At 66.9% G+C, this 23,822-nt stretch carries 20 protein-coding genes and 3 pseudogenes; 4 read left to right on the forward strand and 19 right to left on the reverse strand.

Annotated features, from left to right (window positions below):
- Positions 1-17: 17 nt before the first annotated feature.
- The 3 genes and pseudogenes from A6A29_RS48160 to A6A29_RS23630 all read right to left on the reverse strand — a co-directional run.
- Positions 18-581: pseudogene (locus A6A29_RS48160) on the reverse strand (MFS transporter); the annotation flags it as partial.
- Positions 467-796: an MFS transporter gene (locus A6A29_RS44910; RefSeq protein WP_143197056.1), complete on the reverse strand. Its 330-nt coding sequence runs from the start codon at positions 794-796 to the stop codon at positions 467-469. The gene A6A29_RS44910 and the pseudogene A6A29_RS48160, both read right to left, overlap by 115 nt.
- A 118-nt stretch (positions 797-914) precedes the next feature.
- Positions 915-1,766 (reverse strand): recombinase family protein, encoded by an 852-nt coding sequence (locus tag A6A29_RS23630; protein WP_073722606.1) that lies wholly within the window; start codon positions 1,764-1,766, stop codon positions 915-917.
- 380 nt (positions 1,767-2,146) lie between these two features.
- Here A6A29_RS23630 and A6A29_RS23635 point away from each other — a divergent pair, with 380 nt between their 5' ends.
- Together A6A29_RS23635 and A6A29_RS48165 are read left to right on the forward strand one after the other, a co-directional pair.
- Complete coding sequence (locus tag A6A29_RS23635) at positions 2,147-2,836, forward strand: SMI1/KNR4 family protein (protein WP_073722608.1); 690 nt, start codon at positions 2,147-2,149, stop codon at positions 2,834-2,836.
- Positions 2,837-3,073: 237 nt separating this feature from the next.
- Positions 3,074-3,754 (forward strand): transposase, encoded by a 681-nt coding sequence (locus A6A29_RS48165; RefSeq protein WP_079182974.1) that lies wholly within the window; start codon positions 3,074-3,076, stop codon positions 3,752-3,754.
- A gap of 23 nt (positions 3,755-3,777) precedes the next feature.
- On the opposite strand, the pseudogene A6A29_RS23650 reads toward A6A29_RS48165, so the two are convergent.
- The 8 genes and pseudogenes from A6A29_RS23650 to A6A29_RS23685 all read right to left on the reverse strand — a co-directional run.
- Positions 3,778-4,394 (reverse strand): annotated as a pseudogene (locus A6A29_RS23650) (transposase); the annotation flags it as partial.
- Positions 4,395-4,873: 479 nt separating this feature from the next.
- On the reverse strand, positions 4,874-5,680 hold the full coding sequence (locus A6A29_RS23655) for an SDR family NAD(P)-dependent oxidoreductase (RefSeq protein WP_073722610.1): 807 nt from the start codon (positions 5,678-5,680) through the stop codon (positions 4,874-4,876).
- A gap of 44 nt (positions 5,681-5,724) precedes the next feature.
- Positions 5,725-6,414, reverse strand: a complete 690-nt coding sequence (locus A6A29_RS23660; RefSeq protein WP_158074456.1) for a GntR family transcriptional regulator — start codon at positions 6,412-6,414, stop codon at positions 5,725-5,727.
- A gap of 72 nt (positions 6,415-6,486) precedes the next feature.
- Positions 6,487-7,272: an acetoacetate decarboxylase family protein gene (locus A6A29_RS23665; protein WP_073722613.1), complete on the reverse strand. Its 786-nt coding sequence runs from the start codon at positions 7,270-7,272 to the stop codon at positions 6,487-6,489.
- A 237-nt stretch (positions 7,273-7,509) separates the two neighbouring features.
- Positions 7,510-8,262, reverse strand: coding sequence for an amino acid ABC transporter ATP-binding protein (locus A6A29_RS23670; protein ID WP_073722615.1), 753 nt, complete (start codon positions 8,260-8,262; stop codon positions 7,510-7,512).
- Between the two features lie 3 nt (positions 8,263-8,265).
- On the reverse strand, positions 8,266-9,366 hold the full coding sequence (locus A6A29_RS23675) for an amino acid ABC transporter permease (RefSeq protein ID WP_079182977.1): 1,101 nt from the start codon (positions 9,364-9,366) through the stop codon (positions 8,266-8,268).
- Between the two features lie 2 nt (positions 9,367-9,368).
- Complete coding sequence (locus A6A29_RS23680) at positions 9,369-10,241, reverse strand: ABC transporter substrate-binding protein (RefSeq protein ID WP_073722617.1); 873 nt, start codon at positions 10,239-10,241, stop codon at positions 9,369-9,371.
- An 860-nt stretch (positions 10,242-11,101) separates the two neighbouring features.
- On the reverse strand, positions 11,102-12,715 hold the full coding sequence (locus tag A6A29_RS23685; protein ID WP_079182981.1) for an MFS transporter: 1,614 nt from the start codon (positions 12,713-12,715) through the stop codon (positions 11,102-11,104).
- Positions 12,716-12,946: 231 nt separating this feature from the next.
- Here A6A29_RS23685 and A6A29_RS23690 point away from each other — a divergent pair, with 231 nt between their 5' ends.
- Positions 12,947-13,807, forward strand: a complete 861-nt coding sequence (locus A6A29_RS23690; protein ID WP_073722621.1) for a TetR/AcrR family transcriptional regulator — start codon at positions 12,947-12,949, stop codon at positions 13,805-13,807.
- A gap of 963 nt (positions 13,808-14,770) precedes the next feature.
- Here A6A29_RS23690 and A6A29_RS23695 read toward each other — a convergent pair.
- The 6 genes from A6A29_RS23695 to A6A29_RS23725 are packed head-to-tail and all read right to left on the reverse strand — an operon-like array spanning position 14,771 to position 21,317.
- The gene (locus A6A29_RS23695) at positions 14,771-16,123 is read right to left on the reverse strand and encodes a serine hydrolase domain-containing protein (RefSeq protein ID WP_073722623.1); all 1,353 of its coding nucleotides are present in this window, start codon (positions 16,121-16,123) and stop codon (positions 14,771-14,773) included.
- A 46-nt stretch (positions 16,124-16,169) separates the two neighbouring features.
- The gene (locus tag A6A29_RS23700; RefSeq protein WP_079182978.1) at positions 16,170-17,084 is read right to left on the reverse strand and encodes an ABC transporter permease; all 915 of its coding nucleotides are present in this window, start codon (positions 17,082-17,084) and stop codon (positions 16,170-16,172) included.
- A 9-nt stretch (positions 17,085-17,093) separates the two neighbouring features.
- The gene (locus tag A6A29_RS23705; RefSeq protein WP_073722627.1) at positions 17,094-18,041 is read right to left on the reverse strand and encodes an ABC transporter permease; all 948 of its coding nucleotides are present in this window, start codon (positions 18,039-18,041) and stop codon (positions 17,094-17,096) included.
- Positions 18,038-19,057, reverse strand: coding sequence for an oligopeptide/dipeptide ABC transporter ATP-binding protein (locus A6A29_RS23710; RefSeq protein ID WP_073722629.1), 1,020 nt, complete (start codon positions 19,055-19,057; stop codon positions 18,038-18,040). Before A6A29_RS23710 ends, A6A29_RS23705 begins: the two co-directional genes overlap by 4 nt.
- Positions 19,054-19,908: an ABC transporter ATP-binding protein gene (locus A6A29_RS43280; protein ID WP_079182979.1), complete on the reverse strand. Its 855-nt coding sequence runs from the start codon at positions 19,906-19,908 to the stop codon at positions 19,054-19,056. The genes A6A29_RS23710 and A6A29_RS43280 overlap by 4 nt, the downstream gene beginning before the upstream one ends.
- The gene (locus A6A29_RS23725) at positions 19,905-21,317 is read right to left on the reverse strand and encodes an ABC transporter substrate-binding protein (protein WP_158074457.1); all 1,413 of its coding nucleotides are present in this window, start codon (positions 21,315-21,317) and stop codon (positions 19,905-19,907) included. Before A6A29_RS23725 ends, A6A29_RS43280 begins: the two co-directional genes overlap by 4 nt.
- A 405-nt stretch (positions 21,318-21,722) precedes the next feature.
- Here A6A29_RS23725 and A6A29_RS23730 point away from each other — a divergent pair, with 405 nt between their 5' ends.
- Positions 21,723-22,511 (forward strand): IclR family transcriptional regulator, encoded by a 789-nt coding sequence (locus A6A29_RS23730; protein WP_073722633.1) that lies wholly within the window; start codon positions 21,723-21,725, stop codon positions 22,509-22,511.
- 357 nt (positions 22,512-22,868) lie between these two features.
- Here A6A29_RS23730 and A6A29_RS44230 read toward each other — a convergent pair.
- Positions 22,869-23,213, reverse strand: a pseudogene (locus A6A29_RS44230) (transposase); the annotation flags it as partial.
- Positions 23,214-23,348: 135 nt separating this feature from the next.
- Positions 23,349-23,777, reverse strand: coding sequence for a nuclear transport factor 2 family protein (locus A6A29_RS23740; protein ID WP_073722634.1), 429 nt, complete (start codon positions 23,775-23,777; stop codon positions 23,349-23,351).
- Between the last annotated feature and the right edge of the window lie 45 nt (positions 23,778-23,822).

The raw sequence follows: 23,822 nt of genomic DNA on the forward strand, positions 1-23,822 counted from the left end.
GACACTACCGGGGTGGACCGTACGAAGGTCCAGAGTTCGGCCGTATCGGCCCGCATCCGGATCCGACGAGTCGTCATCGCCTTGGAAAGCGGCTGCCTGACCCTCGCAATGAGGAGTGTGGAGATGGCGAAGGACGCACCGTCAATAACGAGGGTCGCCGAGGCGCCCCATGCCGCGGAGACGACGCCTCCCAGGCCGGCTCCCACCAGCAGGCCCGCCGAGTACAGGCTTCCGAGCGCGGTTTGTGCCAGTGGGAGTTCACGGGAGGTGACGAGGTTCGGCAGGGCGGCCTCGGGGATGGGGCTCGCCATGGCGGCGGCGATGGACAGCCCTGCCAGGCGGCCAAGGGCTAGTGGGACAGACTGGGTGTGAAAGGCAACCAGCAGGCCAACGACCGGAATGATCGCGCCCAGGTCACACGCGATGCGCAGGCGTTGCCGGTCGAACCTGTCGGTGAGCGGACCGATCAGTGCAGCAGCACAACTCCGGGGAGGGAGTTGACTGCGAACAGCAGCGCTGTCCAGCCTGCCGAGCCCGTATGACGGTAGACGAAGCTGCTGAGGGCGACAAAAGTGAACCAGTCACCGGTCAGGCTGAGAGCGGAAGCGCAGAAGAGGCGTCGGAAGTCGGCGTTGTCACGCAGGAGCGCGACAAAACTTCCGTAAGGACGGCGTCGAGCGAAGAGCACCAGTGACTCCAGCAGTGTGACGTCCCGGACGATGACCGGGACGAACGACGGGATGACGTCGTGTGTGCCCCGCAGCTTGCGGAGGGCCACGGAGTGATCGCTGGTCAATCACAGAGGTGATGCATGACGGGCATCGTACGGGTGATGCCTCGTTCACGGCCGGAGACGGCCAGAACGGGGTCCCAGTTGTTCTCGCCGAAAACAACGCTAAGGACTGAGTCGCAGGTCAGGCAGTGGGCTCCAGGGCGGCCGTGGCTGTCTGCTCGTCGTGCTCGCGCAGCATGCGCATGACCGTGGGCGGGGCCGGGTGCTGGCCTCGCTTCCTGCCGGTGCGGGTGACGAGGCGGGTGGCGATCTCGCGCAGGGAGAGGTGTTCGTCGTCGCGCAGGCGCGGGGCGGTGGCGAGCATGTCCTCGTCGGAGACCTTGACGCCGCCGATCGTCTTGCCCTTGGTGCGGGCGGTTTCCTGGCCTTCGAGGGTCTTGTCGCGGATGTAGTCGCGTTCGGATTCCGCCATGGCGGCGAAGAAGGCGAACAGGGCGGCGCCGTGGCCGGCCGGGTCGTGCTTGCCCGCCAGGGGGCCGGTGAAGAACTCCAGCTCGATCTCGCCGTCCCGCAGTTCCTCTGCGACTTTCAGCAGTTCCAGGGCGCCGCGTCCCAGGCGCTTCATCTCGTGCACCACAGGGGTGACCTTCGCGCCCAGTGAGCGGTACTCGCGGGCCTCAGCCAGGGCGGCCTTCATCTCGGGGCGTTCCCGGGCCCGGGTGCTGATCTGTTCCTGGAACAGACGGTGCACGCCGGAGGCTTCGAGGGCGTCGATCTGGGACTGGATCTCCTGTGTGCGGCTGAAGACGCGGGCGTACGCGAGGCGGACCTCCATCGGCATGGCCGGCGCCGCGAGTTTCTGCACCGGCAGGGCCGTCCAGGCGGCGCCGGGGTGCCGTACGGCCGGGATGGCGACGTGGAGTTCGGAGCGGAGCGCGGGGACGAGCTGGAAGCGGGCAGTGTGGTACTTGAGTGCGACCTTGCCGGACGTGGTGCGGCAGGGCGAGCCCGCTGGGGCCTGGCAGGTGGACATCGGGCAGGCTTACGACTCGACGAGCCGGTACGGATCGGTGATCACGCCGAGATCGTTGCAGGAGTGCGTTTCACCGTTCAAGGGGAAGGAAACGACCGGTGAAACAAAATCACCTGCGGCGATGCCGTCGGCGCCCGGTGTTGAAACGGGGGTCACCTATGAAACACGCTGTACTACGACGAACGCCGCCAGAACTCCGAGTTCGAGGTCGTGGTCATGGACGCGGCAGCCTGCGGCGAGCTGACGAGCAGGCAGCACCAGGGGTCGTCGGGTGACCCTTGAGCGCTTGAGGTGGCCCGGCTCAGCGTTCTGGGTGGCCCACAGGTCACGCGGAGTCCTTGGCAGGGTCCGCTGTCACTGGCTCCGCTTATGGTCTGGGCATGATTGATCTGCAGTGGAGCGGTGTCCGTCAGCGAGTGGGCGCCTTGGGCGCCCTACCGGCGAGCAGCAGGGTGTTCGGATCGCACGGGCACAGGTGGGTTCTGGAAGACCCCTTGGCCGACGACGGGCTCGCCGAGCTCGAAGCACAGATAGGCGTGCGGTTGCCGGATGAGTACCGAAGCTTCCTCATCTGCGTCGGTGCCGGCGGCGCGGGTCCCGCATACGGCCTCTTTCCCGTTCGCCGCGTGCAAGGCCGCTGGCGCTGGGAAGGGGACGGTGCCGACCTGGCCGATCTATCCATGCTCGCCCGGCCCTTTCCCGGCCACGGACCGGATCCCGGAGACCGCGACGCACTTCTCGCCGTACGCCCTGAAGAAGAGAACTTCAATGAGATCGAGGAATTCGACGACGCCATCGAAGCGTGGGACGAACACTGGGAAGCCCTGCTGTTCGCCCCCGAGCGCACCGCCGGCGCCATCGTGATCTCCCACCTCGGCTGCGCCCAGAGGGAGTGGCTGGTCATCAGCGGCATCCATCAGGGCACCATCTGGTCCGACTGGCGGGCAGACGACGGCGACCTGGTCCCCCTCCGCGACCAGGCCGACAAGCCGGTCACATTCACTCGCTGGTACATCGACTGGCTGCAGAAGGCCGAGCTCACCGCCCACCAAACATCTACGAACGTCTGACCTCTGCATGGCGTGCAGAGCACTGTCGTAGACAGGATCTCGCTGAGCTGGCCGCCCTGCAGTCTCACACGCGGTCAGATCTCCGAAGCCCGCGCCAGACCGTGCGCGACACCGCTTGCGCGCCTACCCCAAACTGTCCCTCTGCGACACGAGAAACCCTGATTCCGCCAGCTGCAAGGCCGGGGCTGGATTAGGACGTGTTTGAGATGTCGATCAAGGTCGTGAAACGATCTTCAGATGTCTCGTGGCGATCTGACGGTTGCACAGTGGGAGCGGCTGGAAGCGGTGTTGCCGCTGATACCGAAGATGGGCCGGCCTCCGAGGGATCGGCGGCAGGTCTTCGACGGGATCTGGTGGCGGGCCCGGACCGGCTCGCCTTGGCGGGACCTGCCCGAGCGATACGGCCCCTGGGAGACGGCGTATGCGGTGTTCCGGCGATGGCAGATCGACGAAACATGGGCCCGCGTCCTGAAGAAGTTGCAGGTCAAGGCAGACGCAGACGGGATCATCGAGTGGGAAGTCTCGCGGACCTCGTCACCGACGCCCTCGCGGCGGCAGTCCGCACCCGTGGCAGCCTCGCCGGATCGATCATGCACACCGACCACGGAGCCCAGTACACGAGCAGAGCCTTCGCCCGAGCCTGCAGGTCAGCAGGTCAGCAGGGGTTCGACGAAGCATGAGCACGGTCGGGTCCAGCGCGGACAACGCACTCGCCGAGCCTTCAACGCAATCTTTAAACGCGAGACCCCGCAAGGGCGAAAGAGCTGGCCAAACGAGCGTGAGGCCCGACTCGACGCCTTCAGACGGCTCCACCGCTACAACACCCGACGCCGACACTCCCGCCTCGGACAACGATCACCAATCGCCTTCGAGAACGCCTTCCACCTCGCGCCAACTACGCTGGCACCAGCCGCATAACCCGTGTCCAGGATTCGGGGTCAAGGCCAGTCCGCGGCCTGTCCAGCAGTCAGGACGAACCCAACGGGCGGCACTTGCGGTCGGCGGCGAGGTGCACCTTGCTTGTCAGGCGGCTCCTCGGTCGTCCGGTCAACGCGACTTTCAGTCGGAGCTGGCGACGGCGCCGGACTTGTCGCCGTTCCTCTCGTGCCGGACCGTCTCCGGTGTCCAGCCCGGCTTGTTCCTCCGGACCGCCCCCTTTTGCCGGGCCTTCTCCTCCTCGGCTGCGGCCTTCTCCAGGGCGGCGGGCGTGTCGGATTCGAGGCGCGTCCCAGCAGCGTCGTGGTGGGCCCTGGCGGTGGTGGAGTCCACGCTGACCAGGGACAAGTCCACCTCGCCCCGCGTCGCGGCTTCAGCGATCAGACCCTCCAGGAGGGCCTCGAAGACTCCGGCGTCCCTCCACTGCCGGAAGCGCTTGTGGACAGTCGACCAAGCACCGAACTCCTTCGGCATCTCCCGCCACTGCCCCGCCGTCCTGAAGCGCCGGATCACACCCTCGAACTGCTGACGCAGCCGCCCGGGGAGTACGGGCCGTCCCGCCGACCGGAAGGTACGGCTCGATGAACTCCCACTCCGGGTCTGTCAGCTGCACTCGCGTCACGCACGACGATCTACCCGATCAGGCTCCGCCAAGAAACCGAATCCGGCAGATTGATCACAACCCGATACGCGCCCGAGACGACCCTGCAGCAGCCCTCAGGGTCAAGGTGGCCTTGCTGCCTGAGGCGCCGGGGCCGCCCTGCGGATGTCATGGCGCGGCCGGCCCCGGCGCGTTCGGACACCGCCCGGACGGCGGAACGTCATTCATCCGCTACAAGCACCGCGCGGGGAGCGTGATCGAGTCTGCAGGAGGCATCAGGTCGTCACGCTCAACGTCGAGTGCGCATCGTTCGACGAGATCGTGCAGCAGGACGAGCTGTGCGGCGTGTCCGACGTGGATGGGGCTCGTCCGAGTGTTCGGCGAAGATCGCGACCATCATCCCGAGACCCGATCGAGCGCGCTGTCGGCTCCCGGGACCGCGACCAGGTCCTGGGAGCCGGCGTCCGGACTGGGCGCGAACAGACCGGCGATGCACACTGCTACAGCGCCACCACCCAGCCGCCGTCGACCGTCAGCGTGTGGCCGGTCACGTACGCGGACGCCGCCGAAGCCAGGTAAACCACGGCACCACCGAGATCACTGGGCTCACCGATGCGCCCGAGCGGGATGTGGGTGTCCACGAGCCGGTGCTCCTCCGCCAGATCGGGCACGAGGTCGGCGGTCATTGCGGTACGCATGTAGCCGGGTGCGATGGCATTGACCCTGATGCCGTGCCGCCCCCATTCGTACGCCATATTCTTGGTGACCTGGACAACGGCGGCTTTGGACGCGTCATACACGGAAGAACGTTCACCGTCGACCACGAGGCCGCCGATGGAAGCAAGGTTGATGATCCGTCCGCCTCCGCGTTTCCGCATGGCACGCGCCGCGCGTTGCGCGGTGAAGTAGGTGCCGCGCAGGTTGACGGAGAGCATGGTGTCGAACTCTTCGAGAGTGGCCTCCAGGGCGCTGTTGCGCAAGGAGACGCCCGCGTTATTCACCAGGACGTCTGGGCTGTCCCCGCATGCTTCCAAGGCGTCGAACGCGGCATCGATACTGCTCGATCCCGCGGCGTCGAGTTCCAGGGGGGAACAGTCGATCGCATGCTCCCTGAGGGACACGCACGTCTCCTCGGCAGCCTCGGGGTCGAGGTCGGAGACGATGACTCGGGCGCCCGCCGTGCCCAGTGCGAGGCACTGGGCACGGCCCAGTCCGCCGGCGGCACCTGTGACGAGGGCGGTCTGTCCGGCCAGTGAGAAGCAACTGAATGGGGTAGCGGAGGGGAAGGTGATGTGATCGGCCGGCATGGAAACGCTCCTCGCATTGGGCCGGGCGAGACGGTGGGAGCTGGCTACAGCCCGTAGTCGGTCAGGATCCGCACGACCTTCTGGGAGTCGTGCAGTACGTGGTCACGGATGTGCGCGGAAGCGGCCTCGGCGTCCTGCCGGATGATGGCCTCGGCCAGCGGTCGGTGGTCGACGGCGGTACCGCCGGGAGACTTCACGACCTTCGAGCAGAAGTACCACTGCCGCAGCGCGAGGTTGAAGTGGATCTCGGCGGTGGCCGAAAGGTCCTCGTTGCGGGTCATCGCGTACATCGCCCGGTGGAACGTGGCGTCCAGGTCGATGCGCTCCTGGAGGTTGGTGGTCTCCGCCTGCTGCTCGGCAAGGGCCAGCAGGTGCTGTTTCTCCGCGTCCGAGCCCCTTCGGCAGGCCAGAGTCGCGGCGAGCCCTTCGAGTTCCAGCCTGAGTTCGGTCACGGACCGGGAGTTCTTGAGGGCGATGTCGGTGGCGTAGGTTCCGCTGCGGGGGTAGACCACCACGAGCCGCTCGAAAGTGAGTCGTCTGATCGCCTCGCGCACGGGCGTTGTCCCGAAGCCGAGGCTTCTGCGCAGTTCCGGCTCGCTGAGTCGGTCCCCGGGCATGATCTCGCAGAGCACGAGGCGCGAGCACAAGGTGTTGTAGGCCGAGGCGCTGAGCAGATTCGGAGCGGATGCCTCGCCGTCGGCCGTTGAATCGCCGACGACTGTTACAGAACGCACCGGGCAACCTCTCTGTGTGTGTGGCGTCAACGGCAGGACCATTGACGCCGTGGGCAGTTGGCTGTGAGCAGGCTACGCGTTCACCACTGGGGCGGCGCCGGACGCCCCTGGGTCCGCGAGCAGATCATCGATCACGGTGGATATGCCGTTCTCGACCGTGCAGGCGTAGTCGCCGACGGAGTACTCCCCGCCGAGGACTTCCACGAGCTTGAGCTCGACGCCGTTGACAGCAAGGGCCGAGGACAGCTCGACCTCGGCCGGGCCGAAGGACTTGCGCTTCAGGACGAAGTCCTTGGAGGTGTCGCGCGAGATGATCTCGAAGGTCTTGAAACCCGGCCCGTTCGCCTCGGGGAGCGCGTGGACCTGAAGGTGCGGATACAGGCGCATGTCCGACCAGGAATCAGCTGAGTACCCGTCCTGCGCCGACATCGCGATGCGGAAAATCTGGGAACCCGCGCGCGTGACCGTCCCACAGGCACCGCTCTCGCCGTCCGTCAGCTCGATCTCGGCGTACTGCTTGGGGTACCCCCAGACCTCGCGGCCGAAGGCCACGCTCCAGGGCTGATCCTCGAACTCGAAGAAGTAGGTCACCGCCGTCGTGTCCTTGTAGCGGACCGGGATGACGACTCCGGAGTCGTAGAAGGCACCCGGGGTCGCATTGCCGAAGTCCGCGATCTGGACGACGAACCGGTCGTCGGCCGGCTCGAAAGGCGTCGGCTCCAGCAGGGAGGCGAGGTTCGCGGCGTCTCCCCGGCAGTAGACCGAGAGCGTGCGGAGGTTCTGCGACCAGTACGGCTGGTCGCCGCCGGGGTAGCCGAGGTACTTGAAGAAGTTCTTCACGTCGTAGTGCTGCGGCATCGTCAACTCCTGTACGAGGTGGGGCGTTGGGGCGATCTGGGATGTGAGCGGTAGGTGGCGAGGAGGCCTCCGGCTAGTGCCGTGACCGGAAATGTTTGCCCCGTGAAGAGCGTCGTCCGGTGTATGTGATCGCAAGGCGGTCGGCAGCCCTTGCAGCGGAGGCGCCAGGGTTCTTGGCCAACACGGGGAATGTGCGTGCCGGGCGGCACGGCCCGGCAAAGCTTGCCGGTAGGGATACTAGGTTCTTCCCGCTTCGTGAATCCGGCGGAGGAACGTCTGCAGTTCGGGCGTGCGCGGGTCATTGAAGATCTGCTCGGGCGGCCCTTGTTCGAGGATGGTTCCTTTGTGCAGGAAGCAGAGTTGGGACGAGACCTCCCTGGCGAAGGGCAGCTCATGAGTGGTCATCATCATGGTGATGCCGTCGTCCGCCAGTTCACGGACCAGGTTGAGCACCTCGATCACCAGCTCGGGGTCCAGGGCCGAGGTGATCTCGTCCAGCAGCAGCACCTCGGGGCGCATCAGCATGGCACGCGCGATCGCCACGCGTTGCTGCTGTCCGCCCGAGAGCTGCTCGGGATAGGCGTCCGCTTTGTCCTTGAGCCCCACGCGTTCGAGCATGACGCGTGCGTCGGCTTCCGCCTGTGCCTTCGAAGCCACCCCGGCGCGGACCGGTGTGAGGGTGCAGTTCCGCAGGACCGTCATGTGCGGGAAGAGGTTGAAGCTCTGGAACACGATGCCGACTCTGCGGCGCAGCCTGACCAGATCGACACCGTCGCCGGAGACGACGTCGCCGTTGAGCAGGATCTGTCCGCCCTGGATCGGTTCGAGTCCGTTGACGCAGCGCAGGAGGGTCGACTTCCCCGACCCGGACGCGCCGATGAGGGTGACGACCTTGTTGCGTTCGACGCCGAGATCGACACGGTCGAGGACCGTGGTGTCGCCGTACTTCTTGGTGACCTGCTCCAGGGCCACGTGTGCGGTTGTCGTCATGGTTCAGGCTCTCTTCAGCTTTGTCCCGGAACGGGCCAGCAGGTAGTCGACGAAGCGGGTCTGCGGGATGGTGACGAGAACGAAGACGAAGCACACAGCGGTCACCGCAGAGAGGTTGAAGTCGTTGGCGGAGTAGATCTTCGCCTGGCTGAAGGCGTCGATGATGCCGACGACGATGACCAGCGCCGTGTCCTTCTGCAGCCCGATGAACTGGCTGAGCATGGGGGCGGCGATGTTCCGGGACATCTGCGGCAGGATGACGAACCTGAGGACGTCCGGCTGCGAGAGGCCCATGGAGAGCGCCGCCGAGGTCTGCCCCTGGTTGATGGACTCGATGCCGGCGCGGTAGAGCTCGGCGTTGTAGGCGCTGTAGGTGAGCGCCAGGGCCGCGATGGCGTAGACGATCGGATCGCCCTCGCTGAGTACGGGCATCTCGGTCAGGGGAAGACCGAAGCAGACCAGGTAGATCAGCACCACGGACGGGATGCCGCGGAATACGTCGATGTACGCGATCGCCAGCACCCGGACCGGCCAGAATCCCTTGCCCGGCAGCAGCCGTGCCACGGCGAGGGCCAGTCCGAAGAGCATGGCCAGGATCTGCGCGCCGACGGCGATCTCGATGTTGATGACGAGAGCCTTGAAGACGTCTCCCAGGCTCTCCGTCATGAACGACACGTTGAAGAAGGTCTTCTGCACCGCACCCTCGTTGGTGAGGACGAGCAGGCCGGCGACTGCCACGACGGCAACGAAGCCTGTCAGGCCCAACGAGGACACCGATGCGTTCCTGGAACGGGCGGCCGCGATGCGCGACTCGGTGTAGCGCTCGGCCTCCCACTCCTCGTCCGAGAGCCTGTTGCGCTGGTAGGCCAGCAGGAGCGGGCCGCCGAGGACGACCGCTGGCAGCACGACTCCGAACACGAGCCGGGGCATCTGTCCGGAAGTGAGAGTTCCGGCGAACTGGTGGCACAGCACGATGGTCAGCAGGGCGAGGACCGCAGCACCGCCGAGATATCCCGAGGTACGCAGCGGACGAGCCGGGACGAAGCTCTCTTCGCCGGGTGCGGGTCTGTCGGTGGAGTCCTTGTGGAGCGTTCGGGCAGCCATGGTCAGGCACTCCAGTCGGGGAGTGCCTGCGGGTCGCCGCCGAGGATCGGGTTGAGCCACTTATCCATGATCGACTTCAACGTGCCGTCCTTCTCCATGCCGGCGAGGATCTCGTTCACCACCTCGGCGTTCGGCGATCCCTTGGGGAACAGCGGGGCGACATCGCCGCCGACCGGGTACCTGCCGATGACTTCGAGCTTTCCGTCGGACTTGGCGGCGCGGGGCATGACGGTCGCGGTGTCGTTCAGCGCGGCGTCGAGCTGACCGGCGAGCAGGGCGTTGAAGAGGTCGTCGTTGGAGCTGAACACTCGGACCCGCTTGGGTTTCAGGGTGTCGTTGGCGAACTTCAGCTGGAGCGATCCGGCCAGAACGCCGACAGTCGAGTTCTTGATGGTGGACGGGGAGAGTCCGGAACCGCTCTTGGCGAGGACACCGGTCTCGTAGGTGTTGTAGCGGGTGGAGAAGTCGACGGCCTTGCGCCGTTCCGGAGTGACGAGGATGTCCCACACCGCGAAGTCGAAGTTCGACGACTTGGCTGTCACCAGCGCCTCGAAGGAGGCGTTGACCAGGGTGATCTTCTTGAGACCCGCCCGGTTGGCGATCTCCGCGTCGAGGCAGTACATGTAGCCGCCGTCGATGGTTTCCAATGTGTTGCCCCGGTAACCCGCAGGGAAGGGCAGCGAGGCGGCGACGGTGAGTTCACCCGCCTTCTTCGTCTTCAGCTCATGGATCTGAGGACTCTTGGTGACCTCGCAGTCTCCGAACGGTTTCGCCCGATGCGCGGAGTCCGCTCCGGTCCCGCCGGAACAGGCTGTGAGCACGGCGAGGGCGGTGGCAATGACCACTGCACCGCTGATTCTCAGTGACTTCTTCATGTGCGACCTCTAGGGAGAATGACCTCGGAGTACGAGGAGAGGAGCAGCCCGAGTCCACGCCATGCACTGCCGCGCGAACCCTGGAACATCATTGATATTTCAGTGATGTGGGACGCACGTTATACGTGAGGGTGCGTTTTTGGCCATACCTTTCGCGCAGCGGGATGCGAAGCCACGTCGAGGACGGACAGCCCGCCGTGTGCCGCGTATCCGACCTCTCCGGGGTCTCAGCAACCGGACCACTGCCGCCGAACGGTCGCCGCCCCCGGCCAGGCATCCTGAACACGGTGATGGCGGCCTGCAGCAACGGCGCCGGGCAGCAGACGCCCGGACAGCCCGGGATGGGGGACGCCGACACAGCGAACCCCGTCCCGAAACCGCCGCTGACCAGTAACAACCCACGGGGACTCTGGCCGATAAAGTCCGCAGGCTCACCGGGCTCGGCGCGGTAGTCGTCGCGGAATCCCGGGACACTTCCGGTCTTGCCCGACGATGGCCGACCCGGAGGGCAACCAGTGCGCCGTTGAGCTCAGCGAGGAGGATCTGCTCGACGAGGAGCTTCATCCCTCGGGCTGAGCACGTGGGCGGCCCACGCCGTGAGACGTGGGCCGCCTGCCTACTGGTGCTGTGCGTCAGCAGTTCGTGAACATCGCGGAACTGGCGACGACTTCCGTTCCGTACTGACCCTCGTACTCGATCCGCAGGGACGAAAACAACCTGTACGTGTGGGTCGGAACCCGCTGCGGGCACTTGTACCCGACGCTGTCACGAACAACCCGGTCATCCACACGTGCGACGTCCGTTCGTCATGTGCACGTTTCCCGGCGCCCACACCTTCCCACATCCCCCGGCCCGAAGGTCTATGCCGTGGGCGTCCTGGCAGGCAGTCCGTCGGCTTCGTCCCGTCGGCCCTGTCCTGCCGAGTGCTCCGCATCGTCTGCTGCGGCAGCCACGTGTCCGGACCGCTTGTGTGCGCCACGGAGCAGGGTGGCGATCAGGATCGCTCCGCCGGCTGTTACGACGACGCTGGCCACCGCGGCGATCCGCATCTCGTGGCTGAAGGCGTCGAATGCCACCCTGCGCAGAGTCTCTGCGGTCTGGTGCGGCAGGGCCGCAGCGGTTTCGGCTGCGGCTCCGAGGGTCTCCTCCGCCGCTGCCCGCTGCCCAGGGGTGAGGCCGACGGGCGCCTGGGACTCCATCTGCGAGCGATAGACGGCTGTGCCCATACTGCCCAGGACCGCGATGCCCAGTGCACCGCCGAACTCGGTGGAGGTCTCCGTCAGGGCGGAGGCCGCCCCGGCGCGCTCAGGCGGCGCGGCGGACAGGATCACCTCGGTGACCACGGCGGCCACGCCACCGATGCCGATGGAGACCACGGCCAGGGCGCTCACCAGATACACGATGCTCGAGTCCGTCCGGATAAGAGCCAGTGCGACGTAACCGGCGGCAGCCACCCCAAGCCCGATGGCCATCACATTCGGCTTGCCGATGCGCGGCGCCATCGTGGTGGCCAGGGCGATACCCACGGGCATCACGAGGAACGTGGGCAGTGACCACACGGCCGACTCGAACGGACTCATGCCCAGGACAAGCTGCATGAACTGCCAATTGAACAGCGAGAAGCCGACCATCGCGAAGGTAGCCAGGGCACCGACGAGCAGCGGCACGTTGAACAGGCGGCTGCGGAACAATGCGAGGTCGATCATCGGATGGGCGGCCGTGCGCTGGCGGCGGACGAACAGGGCTCCCACGCCGAGTCCGGCAGCGATGCAGACTGCACCGGGCCAGCCGAAGCCGTGCTCCGCCGTCGTCTTGATGCCATAGACCACGGCGAGGACAGCCACCAGGGACAGCAGGGCGCCGAGCAGGTCGAAGCGGCCCGGCTCGGGGTCGCGGTACTCGGGCAGCAGCTGCGGTCCGAGTACCAGCAGCAGGATCATCACGGGCACGTTGATCAGGAAGACCGAGCCCCACCAGAAGTGTTCGAGGAGCAGACCGCCGATGATCGGGCCGACGACAGCACCGCCGGCGAATCCGGCTGTCCAGATGCCGACGGCGGTGGCCCGCTGGCGTTCGTCGGGGAACATGTTCCGGATCAGAGAAAGAGTGGAGGGGGCCAACGAGGATCCGGCGATGCCCATGAGCCCGCGGGTCGCGATGAGCATCTCGGGGCCGGTCGAACAGGCCGCCAGAATCGAGGCGAGGCCGAAGGCCGCAGCACCGATCAGCAGCACCCGCCGCCGTCCGATCCGGTCCCCGAGGGTGCCCATCGTGATCAGCAGGCCGGCCAGCAGGAAGCCGTACGAGTCCATGATCCACAGCAGTTCCGCACTGCTCGGGTGGAGGTCGGCCGTCAGGGACGGGAGCGTGACGAACATGACGGACATGTCCATGGACGCCAGGACACACGGCAACACCAGGACGGCGAGTCCGATCCACTGCCGTGTTCCGGCTTTTGCGCTCTCTTCGGTCATGTCCTTCACTCACTCCTGTTTCCTCGGCTGGCTGCGGCCGGTCGACGATCGCAACTTCCGTCACCTTGCGCGTATCCTGTACGCGTCACTCGGCGTACAGGATACGCATGCAGCTCTCCTTCACCGCAAATGAATTCTCGATCGACCAATTTCCCAGTTCAAGACGTTCAATCCGCCGACCGGGTAGACTTTCGTCACACGGGCGAATGTGTGACGAAAAGGAGTGTGGTGATGTCGGATCAGTCGGTCTGCGCGTCCTGCGGAACGGTTCTGGAACCTGTGGAACGGGGGCGGCCGCGACGCTACTGCTCCCATGCCTGCCGGGCGCGGGCCTACCGGGCGCGAAAAACGGAAGCGCCGACCGGATTCCCGGAGGACGGCATCCTGGGAAGGGGCGTGCCGGAGGGCGGCGGCGCGCCTCATCTGACCGTCGAGCGCATCGTGCGGGCCGGGCTCGATGTCGCGGACGCGGAAGGGCTCGACGCTCTGTCGATGCGGCGCGTCGCCACAGACCTCGGCGCGAGCACTATGGCCCTGTACAGGTACGTGGCATCCAAAGACGACCTGGTGGCCCTGATGGTGGAGGCCGCGCTGAAAGGCACCCCGCTGCCCGACACGCTGCCGCGGAACTGGCGCCACGGCCTCGAACGGGCCGCCTACCGCGACTGGGAGCTGTACCACCGCCACCCATGGATCCTGTCGAAAGTCCTGGTGACTGCCTGGACGCACTCCAGCCCCGCACTCGCCGCGGACAGCGAGAGCGCCTTCTCCGCATTCGACGGACTCCGTCTCGAACCCGCCGACGCGTTCCGCTACATGTTCATGCTCGCCTCCTACGTACAGGGGGCGGCTCTGACCTACGTCAGCGACGTGGATACGGAGCGGCAGGCTCGAAAGACCGGCCGGCGAACGGCACACAAGCCGGACGACGAACGCACTTCGCCCTACGAGCCCGGCGCATACCCACGGCTCGGCCCCGCAATGCTCGCGGGCGCCAACCCCTGGGACCTCGACGCCCTCTTCGCCTCAGGCCTTGCCGGGGTCCTGGACGGCATCGCCGCCGACATCGCACGGCGTGGCATCAGGGCATGAGTTGGGGCAGGCGGCTATCAACAAGTGCTGGCCATCCGGCAGGGGCAGTACGCGCGCCGGCGCCTGATGCCGGCATGGCGTCCCTGCGGGCAGATCCACGGACCGAAGGGCCCGGAGACTCTGGTGGCCATGGTCGAGGCCGGGCGTATGGGCGCGGGCGGCGGAGCTGGTCGAACGGTCGACAGCCGTGCCGGAGAGGCTGGCCGGTGACGCCGCTCCTGGGTGGCGGGCCGAGGCTCAGGCCGCGGCGGCGGCCGTGCGGCAGGCTATGGAGCATCAGGCAGACGGCTTGATGCCGCCGCCCCCGCCGCCCACCCCTGGCCCGCGTCTCTCTCCCGGAGCCCGGGGATCCGGGAGTCCCACCACCCGCTGGGCATCGACTGGTTCGCGCCCCACCACCCTGCTCACTAAGGGATCCGATCATGGTCATCTCGCCCGACCGCGCCGCTGAGATCCACGGCCGGTCCACCGCCGACCTGCTCCAGCACATCGCCGACCTGCGGGCCCCGCTCCAGCGCGTCAGCCCCCTGCGCGCCTACTCGGCCGGGCGGGAGGCGGTCACCGGCCCTGAGTGCTCACGGCCGCCGGCCGCAGCCGCCGATGACATGACGGACATCCTGATCCGCACCGCGCCCGCGACCACCGGAGCACCGCCACCCGAAGCCGCTGAGTCGACGCCATCCTGGACCGCCGGAACCGCAACGCCCTCTGGTGGCACCAGCACCTCAACACCCCAGAGCCACGCGTGGCCCACAGCGAGCAGATCCTCGCAAGGATCGACTGGTCCCGGCGTCAACACGACCACACAGCCATCAATCGCGCTGTCTTCATGAACGCTCTACGCCAACCGAGATCGATCTCGGCTCTGCTGGGCTCGAATTACGGAAAGTGAACCCATCACGGAATCTGCGCCAGAACCGCTACTGCTAAAGCCAACGGGCCATGGCCCTGCGTAAGAACTGCTCAGTCGATGCGGCGATCGAGGCGGCCGTGGTACCGGACGGCGGAGATGCTGCCGTTGGTCTCCTGTACGAATCCCACCAGCTCACCCGGCGTACCGTCCTCGGAAAGGACGACCAGTGAGTCGGGGCCGGCGAGGCCGACACGGTCGGCTCCCTCGAGCTCGATGACGTACTGTCCCTCGGCTGCGCGTGCGCCGTTGGCGGTGATCGCCAGCTCGCCCGGGTGGGCGCCCGGGCCGATCGAAATGGTGCCGTAGAAGCCGCAGTCGTAGGTTCCCCGCAGTGCCTCGGCAAGATCGGCGGGCACGGCCCACACGTGCTGTGGCGTGGTGTCGATGCCTGCGGCGCCGAGGATCATGCTCTCGATGTCGCCGACGATTTCCGCGCCGTGCAGGGAGTTGGTCAGGACGGTGTAGGCCAGGCCGCACGACGGGACGAGAACCAGACGTGAGGCGTAGCCGATGGTCAGGCCGCTGTGCGACATGGTCGGGTGCCCGCCGGTCTCGGAGAGATGCCAGGCGAGGCCGATGTCGTGGCCGGTGACGCCCTGGCCGGCCAGGGGTTCGAAGAGTCGCTTCGGTGCATCGGCGGAGGTGGACCAGTCTGCGTATCGCAGCAGATCCGAGACGTTGGACACCACGCCGCCGCCGGGCACGTCCCATCCGGGGAGCTGCCAGTGCCTCTGCCATCCCCGGTCGATCAGCAGCTCGGGGGAACGGGTCGCGCTGCGGCCGTGGGGCGCGGCCACCCGGTGGAAGATTGCTTCGTCGGCCGATGTGCAGGTCGTTGCCATGGCGGCGGGTACGATCACCAATTCGCGCAGCAGGTCCGCGTAGTGGCGGCCGGTGGCGCGCTCGACGGTGGCCGCGGCGACCATGATTCCCGGGCCGCTGTAGGTGAAGTCGCTTCCCGGGTCGAACATCAGCGGCTGTTCGATGAAGTGCTCCAGTGATGCCTGGATGCTGTCGTCGGTGTGCCCGGTCAGGATGCGGGGCGCGTCGGCGATCATGTTCTGCGCATCGATTCCGGAGGTGTGGGTGATCGCGTGCCGCAGGGTGATGCGCCTGTCGAGGCCCGGGACGTCGGGGAACAGCGGTGCCAGAGGCGCATCGAGTTCGAGACGGCCGTTTTCGAGCAGCAAGCCGATGACGGCGCCGAGGAGCGTCTTGGAGATCGAACCCACCTGGAACAGGGTTCGTTCGTCGACTGCGAGGGGGTGGGCGACGCTGGTGATGCCGTAGCCGAAGGTCAGGGTCTGTCCGTTCAGGGAGACGCCCACTGCGGCTCCGGGGATCTGGTGTTCTGCCATCAGTGCGGGAACGGTGGCGTCGAGTCGGTCGCGCAGGTCGTTCACGGGGTGGTTCTCCTTGTTCCGAGGATGTCGCGGACGAGAGGCCGTATCAGGCGCCGGTGACCGAGCGCGGGTCCATCCGGTCACGCAGAGCGTCGCCGAACAGGTTGAAAGCCAGCACGAGGGCGACGAACGCGAGCGCGGGGAACACCGCCAGCCAGGGTTCTGTGAGCATGTACTGCTGGGCGGTGGAGATCATGCTGCCGAAGTCGGCGTCGGGCGGTGTGACGCCGAAGCCCAGGAAGCTGAGCGCGGCGTAGGCCCCTTCGGCCGTGGAGAGGTTGATGGCGGTCATGACGATCAGTGGGGAGCTGATGTTGGGCAGGACATGCCGCCGGATGATCCACCAGCGTCCGCGGCCGCAGAGTCGGGCGGCGTCGATGTAGCTGCGTCCCGCCACCTCGATGGTCGCTCCTCTCGCGATCCGGGCGAATCGCGGGATGATGACCAGGCCGATCGCGAGCGCGGCGTTCATCATGCCGCTTCCCATGATCGCCAGTACCAGGATCGCCAGCAGGTATTCCGGGATGGCGAACAGCAGATCGGTGAAGCGGGAGATCACCCCGTCCGTGATGCCGCGCAGGAACCCCGCCGCGGTCCCGAGCGCGGTGCCCGCCACGATCGCCAGTGCGACCGCGATGAGGGCCGCCCCCATCGCTGGGCGCGCGGCGGCGATCACTCGGGAGAACTGGTCACGCCCCAGGGTGTCGGTGCCGAAAAGGTGGTCAGCCGACGGCCCCTGCAGCTGCGGGCCGACGTTGAGTTGATTCGGGGCGTACGGGGAGAGTATCGGTCCGAAGACAGCGGCGAGGACGTAGAGAAGGAGGACGGCCACGGCGGCGTTGGCGAAGACGCCGTGCACGGGCCATCTGCGGCGACGGCGTCCGGACGTGGTCGATTCGGCCGCCGGGCCGGGTTCGACGGGGGCCGGGGATGTCGGCTGTGCTGCCGAAGGTGTGGTCATGGTGGCCTCCTAGGTACGCGCGATACGGCGGTCGACAAGCGGAAGCATCAGGTCCACGACCAGGTTTCCCAGGATGAACGCAGCAGCCAGCACCAGGGCCTGACCGGTCGCCTGGCTGAAGTCACGCAGTTCGAGGGAGTCGAGGATGCCGCGGCCGAGACCCGGCAGGCTGAAGATCTGCTCGACGATGAACAGGCCGCCGACCAGCAGCCCGAAGATCATGCCAATCAGCGTGAGTACGGGCGGCAGCGCGGCACGCAGTGCGTACATGTACGTAATGCGCCATTCAGCGATACCGTTCGTGCGCGCGGTGGAGATGTGCGCGGCGGAGAGCACCTCCAGCATGGAGGACCGGGTCATCTGCATGATCAACGGGGCCGTCGGGATGCCCACGGCCAGGGCCGGCAGCAGCATCGTCTGCACATTGGCTGTCAAACCGTCGCTGATCGGAATGTAGTTGGGCGAGTACAGGTCCGTCAGGTAGTGCGTGGCGATGTACAGCGCGAACGAGCCGGAGACGAACGCCGGGAAGGCGAACGCGGCCAACAACGGCAGCCGAACGAACCAGACACGGACGCTCTTGGCACGCGTGGCGACGTACACGCCGGCCGGTATGCCGATGGCGACGGCTATGAGCAGGCCCATCAGAGCCAGTTCGAAGGAGACGGGGGCCTGCTCGGCGATCACATCGCGGTTGGCCTGCCCGGAGAACGGGGAGGTGCCGAGGTCGCCCTGCACGGCGCTGCCCAGCCAGTCCAGATACTGGGTGAACAGCGGCTGGTCCATGCCCAGGGCATGTCTGATGTTCTCGACGGTTTCCGCGCTCGCCCGCGGGCCCGCGATCAGCTGGGCCGGGTCTCCCGGGGTGAGCGCGCGGCCGGCCATGAACACCAGCCCGGAGAGGACCAGGAGGACGGCAGCCGCACCGGTCAACTTCCGTATCGTGTAGAGGATCACCGGGTTGCCTCCTTCACAGTCGGTCCGTTCACGGTGAGCGCACCGGGTTTGACGCAGCGCACGAAGTGCCCCGGGGATTCCTCCACGAGGGCGGGCAGCGCTTCTCGGCAGCGGTCTTCGGCCACCGGGCAGCGTGCGGCGAAGCGGCAGCCCTTCGGCGGGTCGATCACGCTGGGCGGTTCGCCCTGCAGAACGATTCTCCGGCCGCGCTCGCCCGTGTCGCCGGGCAGCTTCGCCTCGGTGGAGCGCAGCGCCACCGCGTACGGATGCAGCAGGCCCGCGTCGAAACGGCCGGCCGGGGCGAGTTCGACGAGCTGACCCAGATACATCACGGCGACCTGGTCACTGAACCCGCGGACCGCCCGCAGGTCGTGCGAGATGAACACGTAGGCCACGCCGGTGCGTTCCTGCAGCCGTCGCAGCAGCCCCAGCACCTGCGCCTGCAACGACGCGTCCAGGGATGTGACCGCTTCGTCCAGCAGGATCAGCTCGGGGTCGTTCACCACGGCGCGGGCGATGCAGACCCGTTGCTGCTGTCCGCCGGACAGTTCGTGAGGGTGGCGGTCGGCGTACTCCTTGCCGAGGCCGACCTCTTCGAGAGCCTCCAGCACGCGCCGGTCGCAGGTGGCCCGGTCCTGGCCGGGCAGTGCTTCGGCGATGCTCTGGCGGATGGTCATGCGGGGGTCCAGGGCACTTGCCGGGTCCTGGAACACAGCCTGGACGACACCGCGGGCACCGGGGGTGCCGGCTGCCGCGGACCGTGAGCCGACGTGCACTGCCCCCGCGTCGGGCCGCTCGAGTCCCACGATGAGCCGGCCGAGAGTCGACTTGCCGCAGCCCGACTCCCCCACCACTCCGAGGGTCCTGCCGGCATCGAGGGTCAGGCTCACTCCGTCCACGGCGTGGACGTGCGGGCGCGGGCCGCGCAGACTCGTCCGACGCATGGCGAAGTGCCTGAGTGCCTCGTCCACCCGCAGAACGCTGCGGGATGCCGCGGACGGTGTCGCGGTGGTCATGAGGCCTCCTGGGTGCGGGCGTTGTACTCGCTCGATTTGCCGCGGGCGGCGTCGAGCAGGGAAGCGGTGTACGTGTGGGCGGGATTACTGAGGACCTCACCGGCCGGACCCTGTTCGACGATCCGGCCGCGGTACATCACCACGACCCGGGTACAGAGTTCGCTGACGACGCCGATGTCATGGGTGATGAGCAGCAACGACATGTCGGCGGCCGTGACTCGTTCGTGGAGCAACTCCACGATCTGCGCCTGCACGGTGGCGTCGAGCGCGGTGGTCGGTTCGTCAGCGATCAGCAACTGGGGCTGGTTGATCAGGGCCATGGCGATGATCACCCGCTGGCGCATTCCGCCCGACAGCTCGTGCGGGTAGCTCCGCCGCTTCACTGCGACATCGGGCAGACCGACCTGACGGAGCACCTCCTCCGCGATGTCGATCGCTTCGGCCCTCGACACCCTGCGATGAGCCCGGACGACGTCGGTCAGCTGTCTGCCGATGGTGAACACCGGGTTGAGGCTGGCCAGCGGATCCTGCGGCACACGCGCGATTCGGGTGGACCGGAGGCTGCGCAGCTCAGTCTCGTTCAGCTGCTGCAGGTCGCTCCCACCCATGGTGATGGACCCAGAGCTGACGCGGGCGTTGGCGGGCAGTGTGCGCAGTACGGCGGAGGCCATGGTGGACTTGCCCGAGCCGGACTCTCCCACCAGGCCCAGCCGTTCCCCGGGCGGCAGTTCGAAGCTCACCCCGTCGACGGCGACGTGGTCCAGTCCGTCGCGCCGGTATGTGACAGTCAGATCTCGAACGGACAGGGCCGCAGGGCCCGCCGCGTCGACGGCGCTTCGCACGGCACTCATCGCTTCACTTCCTTGGTCACTCCGGCCAAGAAGGCGCGGCTCTGGCTCGGCGGGACCACCACGTGGTCGAGTCCGTCGCGATGGGCGACATACATGTTGCTGGCGAGCAGGGTGAGGGTCGGGTAGACCTGTTCCGCTTCGTAGCGGGAGATCTCGACCAGCTTGTTGTGGTAGGCCGCCTGGGTGTCGGCGCCGCGAGCGTCCGTTATCAGCTTGCGCAGCGTCTTCGGAGTCTCGCCTTGGCGTCCCTCGGCCGGGAGGACGTACTGGAGTGGGTTGGGGTAGTACGACTGGGCGTTCCAGGACAGGTCGTAGTCCGGGCCCGTCAGCTGTGCGCTCCACGCGGCGGGCTCCTTGGGCAGCAGCTTGGCCTTGATGCCGACGCGGGCGAGCTGGTCCTGCATCAGCGTCATCATGTTGTCCGTGCCGGGGTCGTAACCGCTGATGTACATCAGCGTGGTGGAAAACCCGCGCGGGTAACCGGCCTTGCGCAGCAGTTCCTTGGCCCGTTCGACGTCGAGCTGGTGCTGGGGCAGCTCGTCCGCCTTCGGAGCCCAGGGGCCCGAGGGGATGTATCCGCTGGGCCGCGCGCTGCCGTGGTACGCGCCGTCCGCGAGTTCCCTGCGGTCGATCGCCAGTGCTATCGCCCGGCGCACCAGTGTGTTGTCGAGCGGTTTGCGCAGGTTGTTGATCTGCAGGAAGATCGTGGAATCGGTCTCTGCCTTGTGGAGTGTCAGTCCCTCGTGCCCCTTCACCGCGTCGGCGCTTGCCGCGTCGGGGAACATCAGGTCGATCTTGCCGATCTGAAGGTTCGCCACCTGGGTTGCCACGTTGGGGATATAGAGCACCGACAGGGAGGGGGCCGATGCCTTCGTACCCCAGTAGTCGGTGTTGCGTTCCAGCTGGAGCTTGCTGTTGGCGCGGTAGTCCGTCTGCTTCCATGGGCCGGTGCCGACCATGGTGACGGCCGGGTTCGTCGCGTCGACGGCGTGCTGGTTCATGATGGCGCAGCCCCACACCAGCGGGTTGGCCATGCTGTTGAGGAAGCCGGCGTCCGGACTGCTCAGGGTGAACCTGACTGTCCCGTCGTCTATCTTCTCGACGCCCTTCAGCATCGGGAAGACCTCCTTGTCGATGCCGTCCGGGCTCTTCTGCAGCCGAGTGAACGAGGAGACGACGTCATCGGCGGTGAGCCGGTCTCCATTGTGGAAGCGCACGCCCCTGCGCAAAGTGAACGTGTACGCCCGGCCGTCCTCGGACTTGCGGTATTTCGTGGCGAGCGCGGGCTCGACCCGGCCGTCGGATGCCGTGGTGTACAGGCACTCGTAGGAATGCTGCCAGGCGAACCGGTCGGCGAACATACTGGAGCCCTGGGGGTCCAGGGTGCTGGGCGCGGTGGTTTCGGCCACCACCAGCCCGTCAGGACGCGCGCTCTTGGCAACGGGAGCGGAACAGGCTGAGAGAGCGAGAAGGGCCGAGAGGCAGAGAACAGTCGCCGCGCGGCCGCGTCGGAATACTGAGGGCATTCGTTCCTCACTTCGCCGTGCAGGTTCGGGGAACACGACTCAAGCCGAATTTTGCAATGCAAAATCAAGTTCTGCATTGCATTTAGCGCATGACTATAGTGAAACGTGCACGTAACACAAGGGGGTTGCCAAGTCGTGAGATGAGCCAGAAGCTCCGCATGGGCGAGATATGGGCAGTCTTGGCCCCCCATGTCGCGCTTTCCCTCCGGATACGGAGACGGATAGACCACTCTTGGCCAGCGAGACCGTGCACCACCATCGGTGGTGTGACTCATCAGGAGATCCGTCGTGACCGACCCACTCGCACCCACCCCGGGCGCGCGCAACAACTCCGCCTCGCTCCGTAGGGCGTTGGGCATCCTGCTCAGCCTTGCCGATGACCGTGCCCAGCGCGGCTACACGCTCGGTGAACTCGCCGAGCACGTGAGCCTCAGCAAGCCCACCGTGCTACGACTGCTTCAGCCCCTCGTTGACGCGCATTTCGTCCAGCTGCTGCCGACCGGGACATACCGGCTCGGCTGGCGCAACGCCCAACTGGGCCAGGCATATCTGGCCGGCACCGACCCTCACCGGGACATGCGTGACGTGCTGGAGCGCCTGTCGGCCAGGACGAGCGAGACCGTACACCTGGTGAAGGCGGACTTCCCGCGCGTTGTCTACATCGACAAGGTGGACAGCCCGCTCCCCGTGCGCATGGCGTCGCGCATCGGCAGTACGCAGCCTGCGTACTGCACAAGCGTCGGCAAAGCCATGCTCGCCCATGCCGACGAGGACGTGGTCGACTCCGTGATCGCGGCAGGAATGCCGGCCAGAACGGCCAACACCATCACCTCCGGCGACGCCCTCCGCTCGGAACTCGCGGCCAGCCGCGCCCGGGGCTGGGCCGTCGACGACATTGAGAACGAGGTGGGCGTGCGCTGCGTCGCCGCCCCGATCTTCGACCCGGAAGGTACAGCGACGAGCGCGATCAGTGTGTCTGCGCCCGAGGAGCGCATGCCTCCCAGCGAGGTCGAAAGGGTGGCCCCCCTGGTGCGCGCCGCCGCCCAGGAAATCTCTCTCCGATGGGGCACTCGCTGATGCGGTGGCAGGTGGGGCGGGCGCCGGTCCATGCGGGGAGGGGCCCTTGACCCCGGATCTTGAACACGTCTCTGCGGCTCGGGTCAGGGTAAGTTGCTGTTGGGTGGAAGGTGCCCTCGTAAGCGATCGGGGATCGCGGGCCGAGCCAGGAATGCGGGCGTCGGGTGTTGTAGCGGGACAGCCATCGCCGACCGCCGTCACGTATCTCGTCGGGGGCGCTCTGATCTGCCCTGTGAACTTGAGCGCCCTCCTCTGCGCAGGCCGCTCCTCGCCTTGCGGAGGCCTGGAGCGCAGCACGGGCGTGGCGGGGAGCGAGTCGGCTCTGCGCGCGGACGCGGCCCGGTTGGCAGCCCATCACGGTGCGGTGTGCGCGCTGGGCCGCAGCCGGCAGATCAGGTCGGCGGCCGGCACCAGCCGACGGTTCGCCGCCCGCGGCAGCACCGTCGCCAGGGCCCACCGCAGCCGGGCCACATCGACCCGGCACCCGGACAGGGCGCCGCGGAGCCCGCCGTGCCCACGACGGTGTTCACCCACCCGCGACAGCTCCACCAGCGACCGGACCGGCCCATCCGCGCACAACACCGCGTCCACGAGTGCGAACAACGCGTCCGCACGCCGGGTCGGACAGGAATAGAATTCACCCCGGAAGCGTGACAGTCCCGCAAACGGATCCTGCCCGGCAGCGTGATGCAGCAGACTCATCCCCACGGCCTTCGTACTGAGCGTTGTGTGTTCCTTGGTCGGATCACATGCTCAGCCGAAGTCCGCCTGCATGTACGGCAGTTACCAGTCCGAGTGATCAAGTACGACGAACCGTTCGGACCCCGGGGTTAAAGATCAAGCTAGCCCTTCGTGGTGGAACTCGCCGATGTGCGAGAGCAGGGTGACAAAGTCCCAGTACAGGATCAGTTCTGCCATACGGCCGTCCGGGCTCAACCGGGCGACCCCGGCCAGACGGATGGTGAAGATGCGGCCCACTGCGTCGGTGGACCAGACACCGGGCAGTTCCTTGAGGATGGTGCCTCGCATGGTGAACTGAAACGCCCCACGGTCTCCTGCGGTGAACGCGTCGTCGAGGGTTGTGTCCAGGTTGGCGTTGGTGAACCAGGGGCCGTACATCTCGCGGACCTCTTCGAGGCCATGCAGGTCCCAGCCGAAGGCTGGTTCCTCATAGTGGACGTCCGCTGTGAAGCAGTCCATCGTCCGGTCGAGGTCTCTGGCGCCGATCGCGTCGATCAGCTCCTCAAAGATTGTGGTACTCGTCATCGCGAGCTTCCTCTCTGCGCGTTTGCCGGTGTTCTTGATGTGCAA

This window comes from Streptomyces sp. TSRI0281 (assembly GCF_001905125.1).
Lineage (GTDB): Bacteria > Actinomycetota > Actinomycetes > Streptomycetales > Streptomycetaceae > Streptomyces.

What these genes read in the sequence shown, in the direction of transcription:
- A6A29_RS23630 (WP_073722606.1), bottom strand. Translation starts at nt 1,766, where the DNA reads ATGTCCACCTGCCAGGCCCCAGCGGGCTCGCCCTGCCGCACCACGTCC.
- A6A29_RS23635 (WP_073722608.1), top strand. Translation starts at nt 2,147, where the DNA reads ATGATTGATCTGCAGTGGAGCGGTGTCCGTCAGCGAGTGGGCGCCTTG.
- A6A29_RS48165 (WP_079182974.1), top strand. Translation starts at nt 3,074, where the DNA reads ATGTCTCGTGGCGATCTGACGGTTGCACAGTGGGAGCGGCTGGAAGCG.
- A6A29_RS23655 (WP_073722610.1), bottom strand. Translation starts at nt 5,680, where the DNA reads ATGCCGGCCGATCACATCACCTTCCCCTCCGCTACCCCATTCAGTTGC.
- A6A29_RS23665 (WP_073722613.1), bottom strand. Translation starts at nt 7,272, where the DNA reads ATGCCGCAGCACTACGACGTGAAGAACTTCTTCAAGTACCTCGGCTAC.
- A6A29_RS23670 (WP_073722615.1), bottom strand. Translation starts at nt 8,262, where the DNA reads ATGACGACAACCGCACACGTGGCCCTGGAGCAGGTCACCAAGAAGTAC.
- A6A29_RS23675 (WP_079182977.1), bottom strand. Translation starts at nt 9,366, where the DNA reads ATGGCTGCCCGAACGCTCCACAAGGACTCCACCGACAGACCCGCACCC.
- A6A29_RS23680 (WP_073722617.1), bottom strand. Translation starts at nt 10,241, where the DNA reads ATGAAGAAGTCACTGAGAATCAGCGGTGCAGTGGTCATTGCCACCGCC.
- A6A29_RS23685 (WP_079182981.1), bottom strand. Translation starts at nt 12,715, where the DNA reads ATGACCGAAGAGAGCGCAAAAGCCGGAACACGGCAGTGGATCGGACTC.
- A6A29_RS23690 (WP_073722621.1), top strand. Translation starts at nt 12,947, where the DNA reads ATGTCGGATCAGTCGGTCTGCGCGTCCTGCGGAACGGTTCTGGAACCT.
- A6A29_RS23700 (WP_079182978.1), bottom strand. Translation starts at nt 17,084, where the DNA reads ATGACCACACCTTCGGCAGCACAGCCGACATCCCCGGCCCCCGTCGAA.
- A6A29_RS23710 (WP_073722629.1), bottom strand. Translation starts at nt 19,057, where the DNA reads ATGACCACCGCGACACCGTCCGCGGCATCCCGCAGCGTTCTGCGGGTG.
- A6A29_RS43280 (WP_079182979.1), bottom strand. Translation starts at nt 19,908, where the DNA reads ATGAGTGCCGTGCGAAGCGCCGTCGACGCGGCGGGCCCTGCGGCCCTG.
- A6A29_RS23740 (WP_073722634.1), bottom strand. Translation starts at nt 23,777, where the DNA reads ATGACGAGTACCACAATCTTTGAGGAGCTGATCGACGCGATCGGCGCC.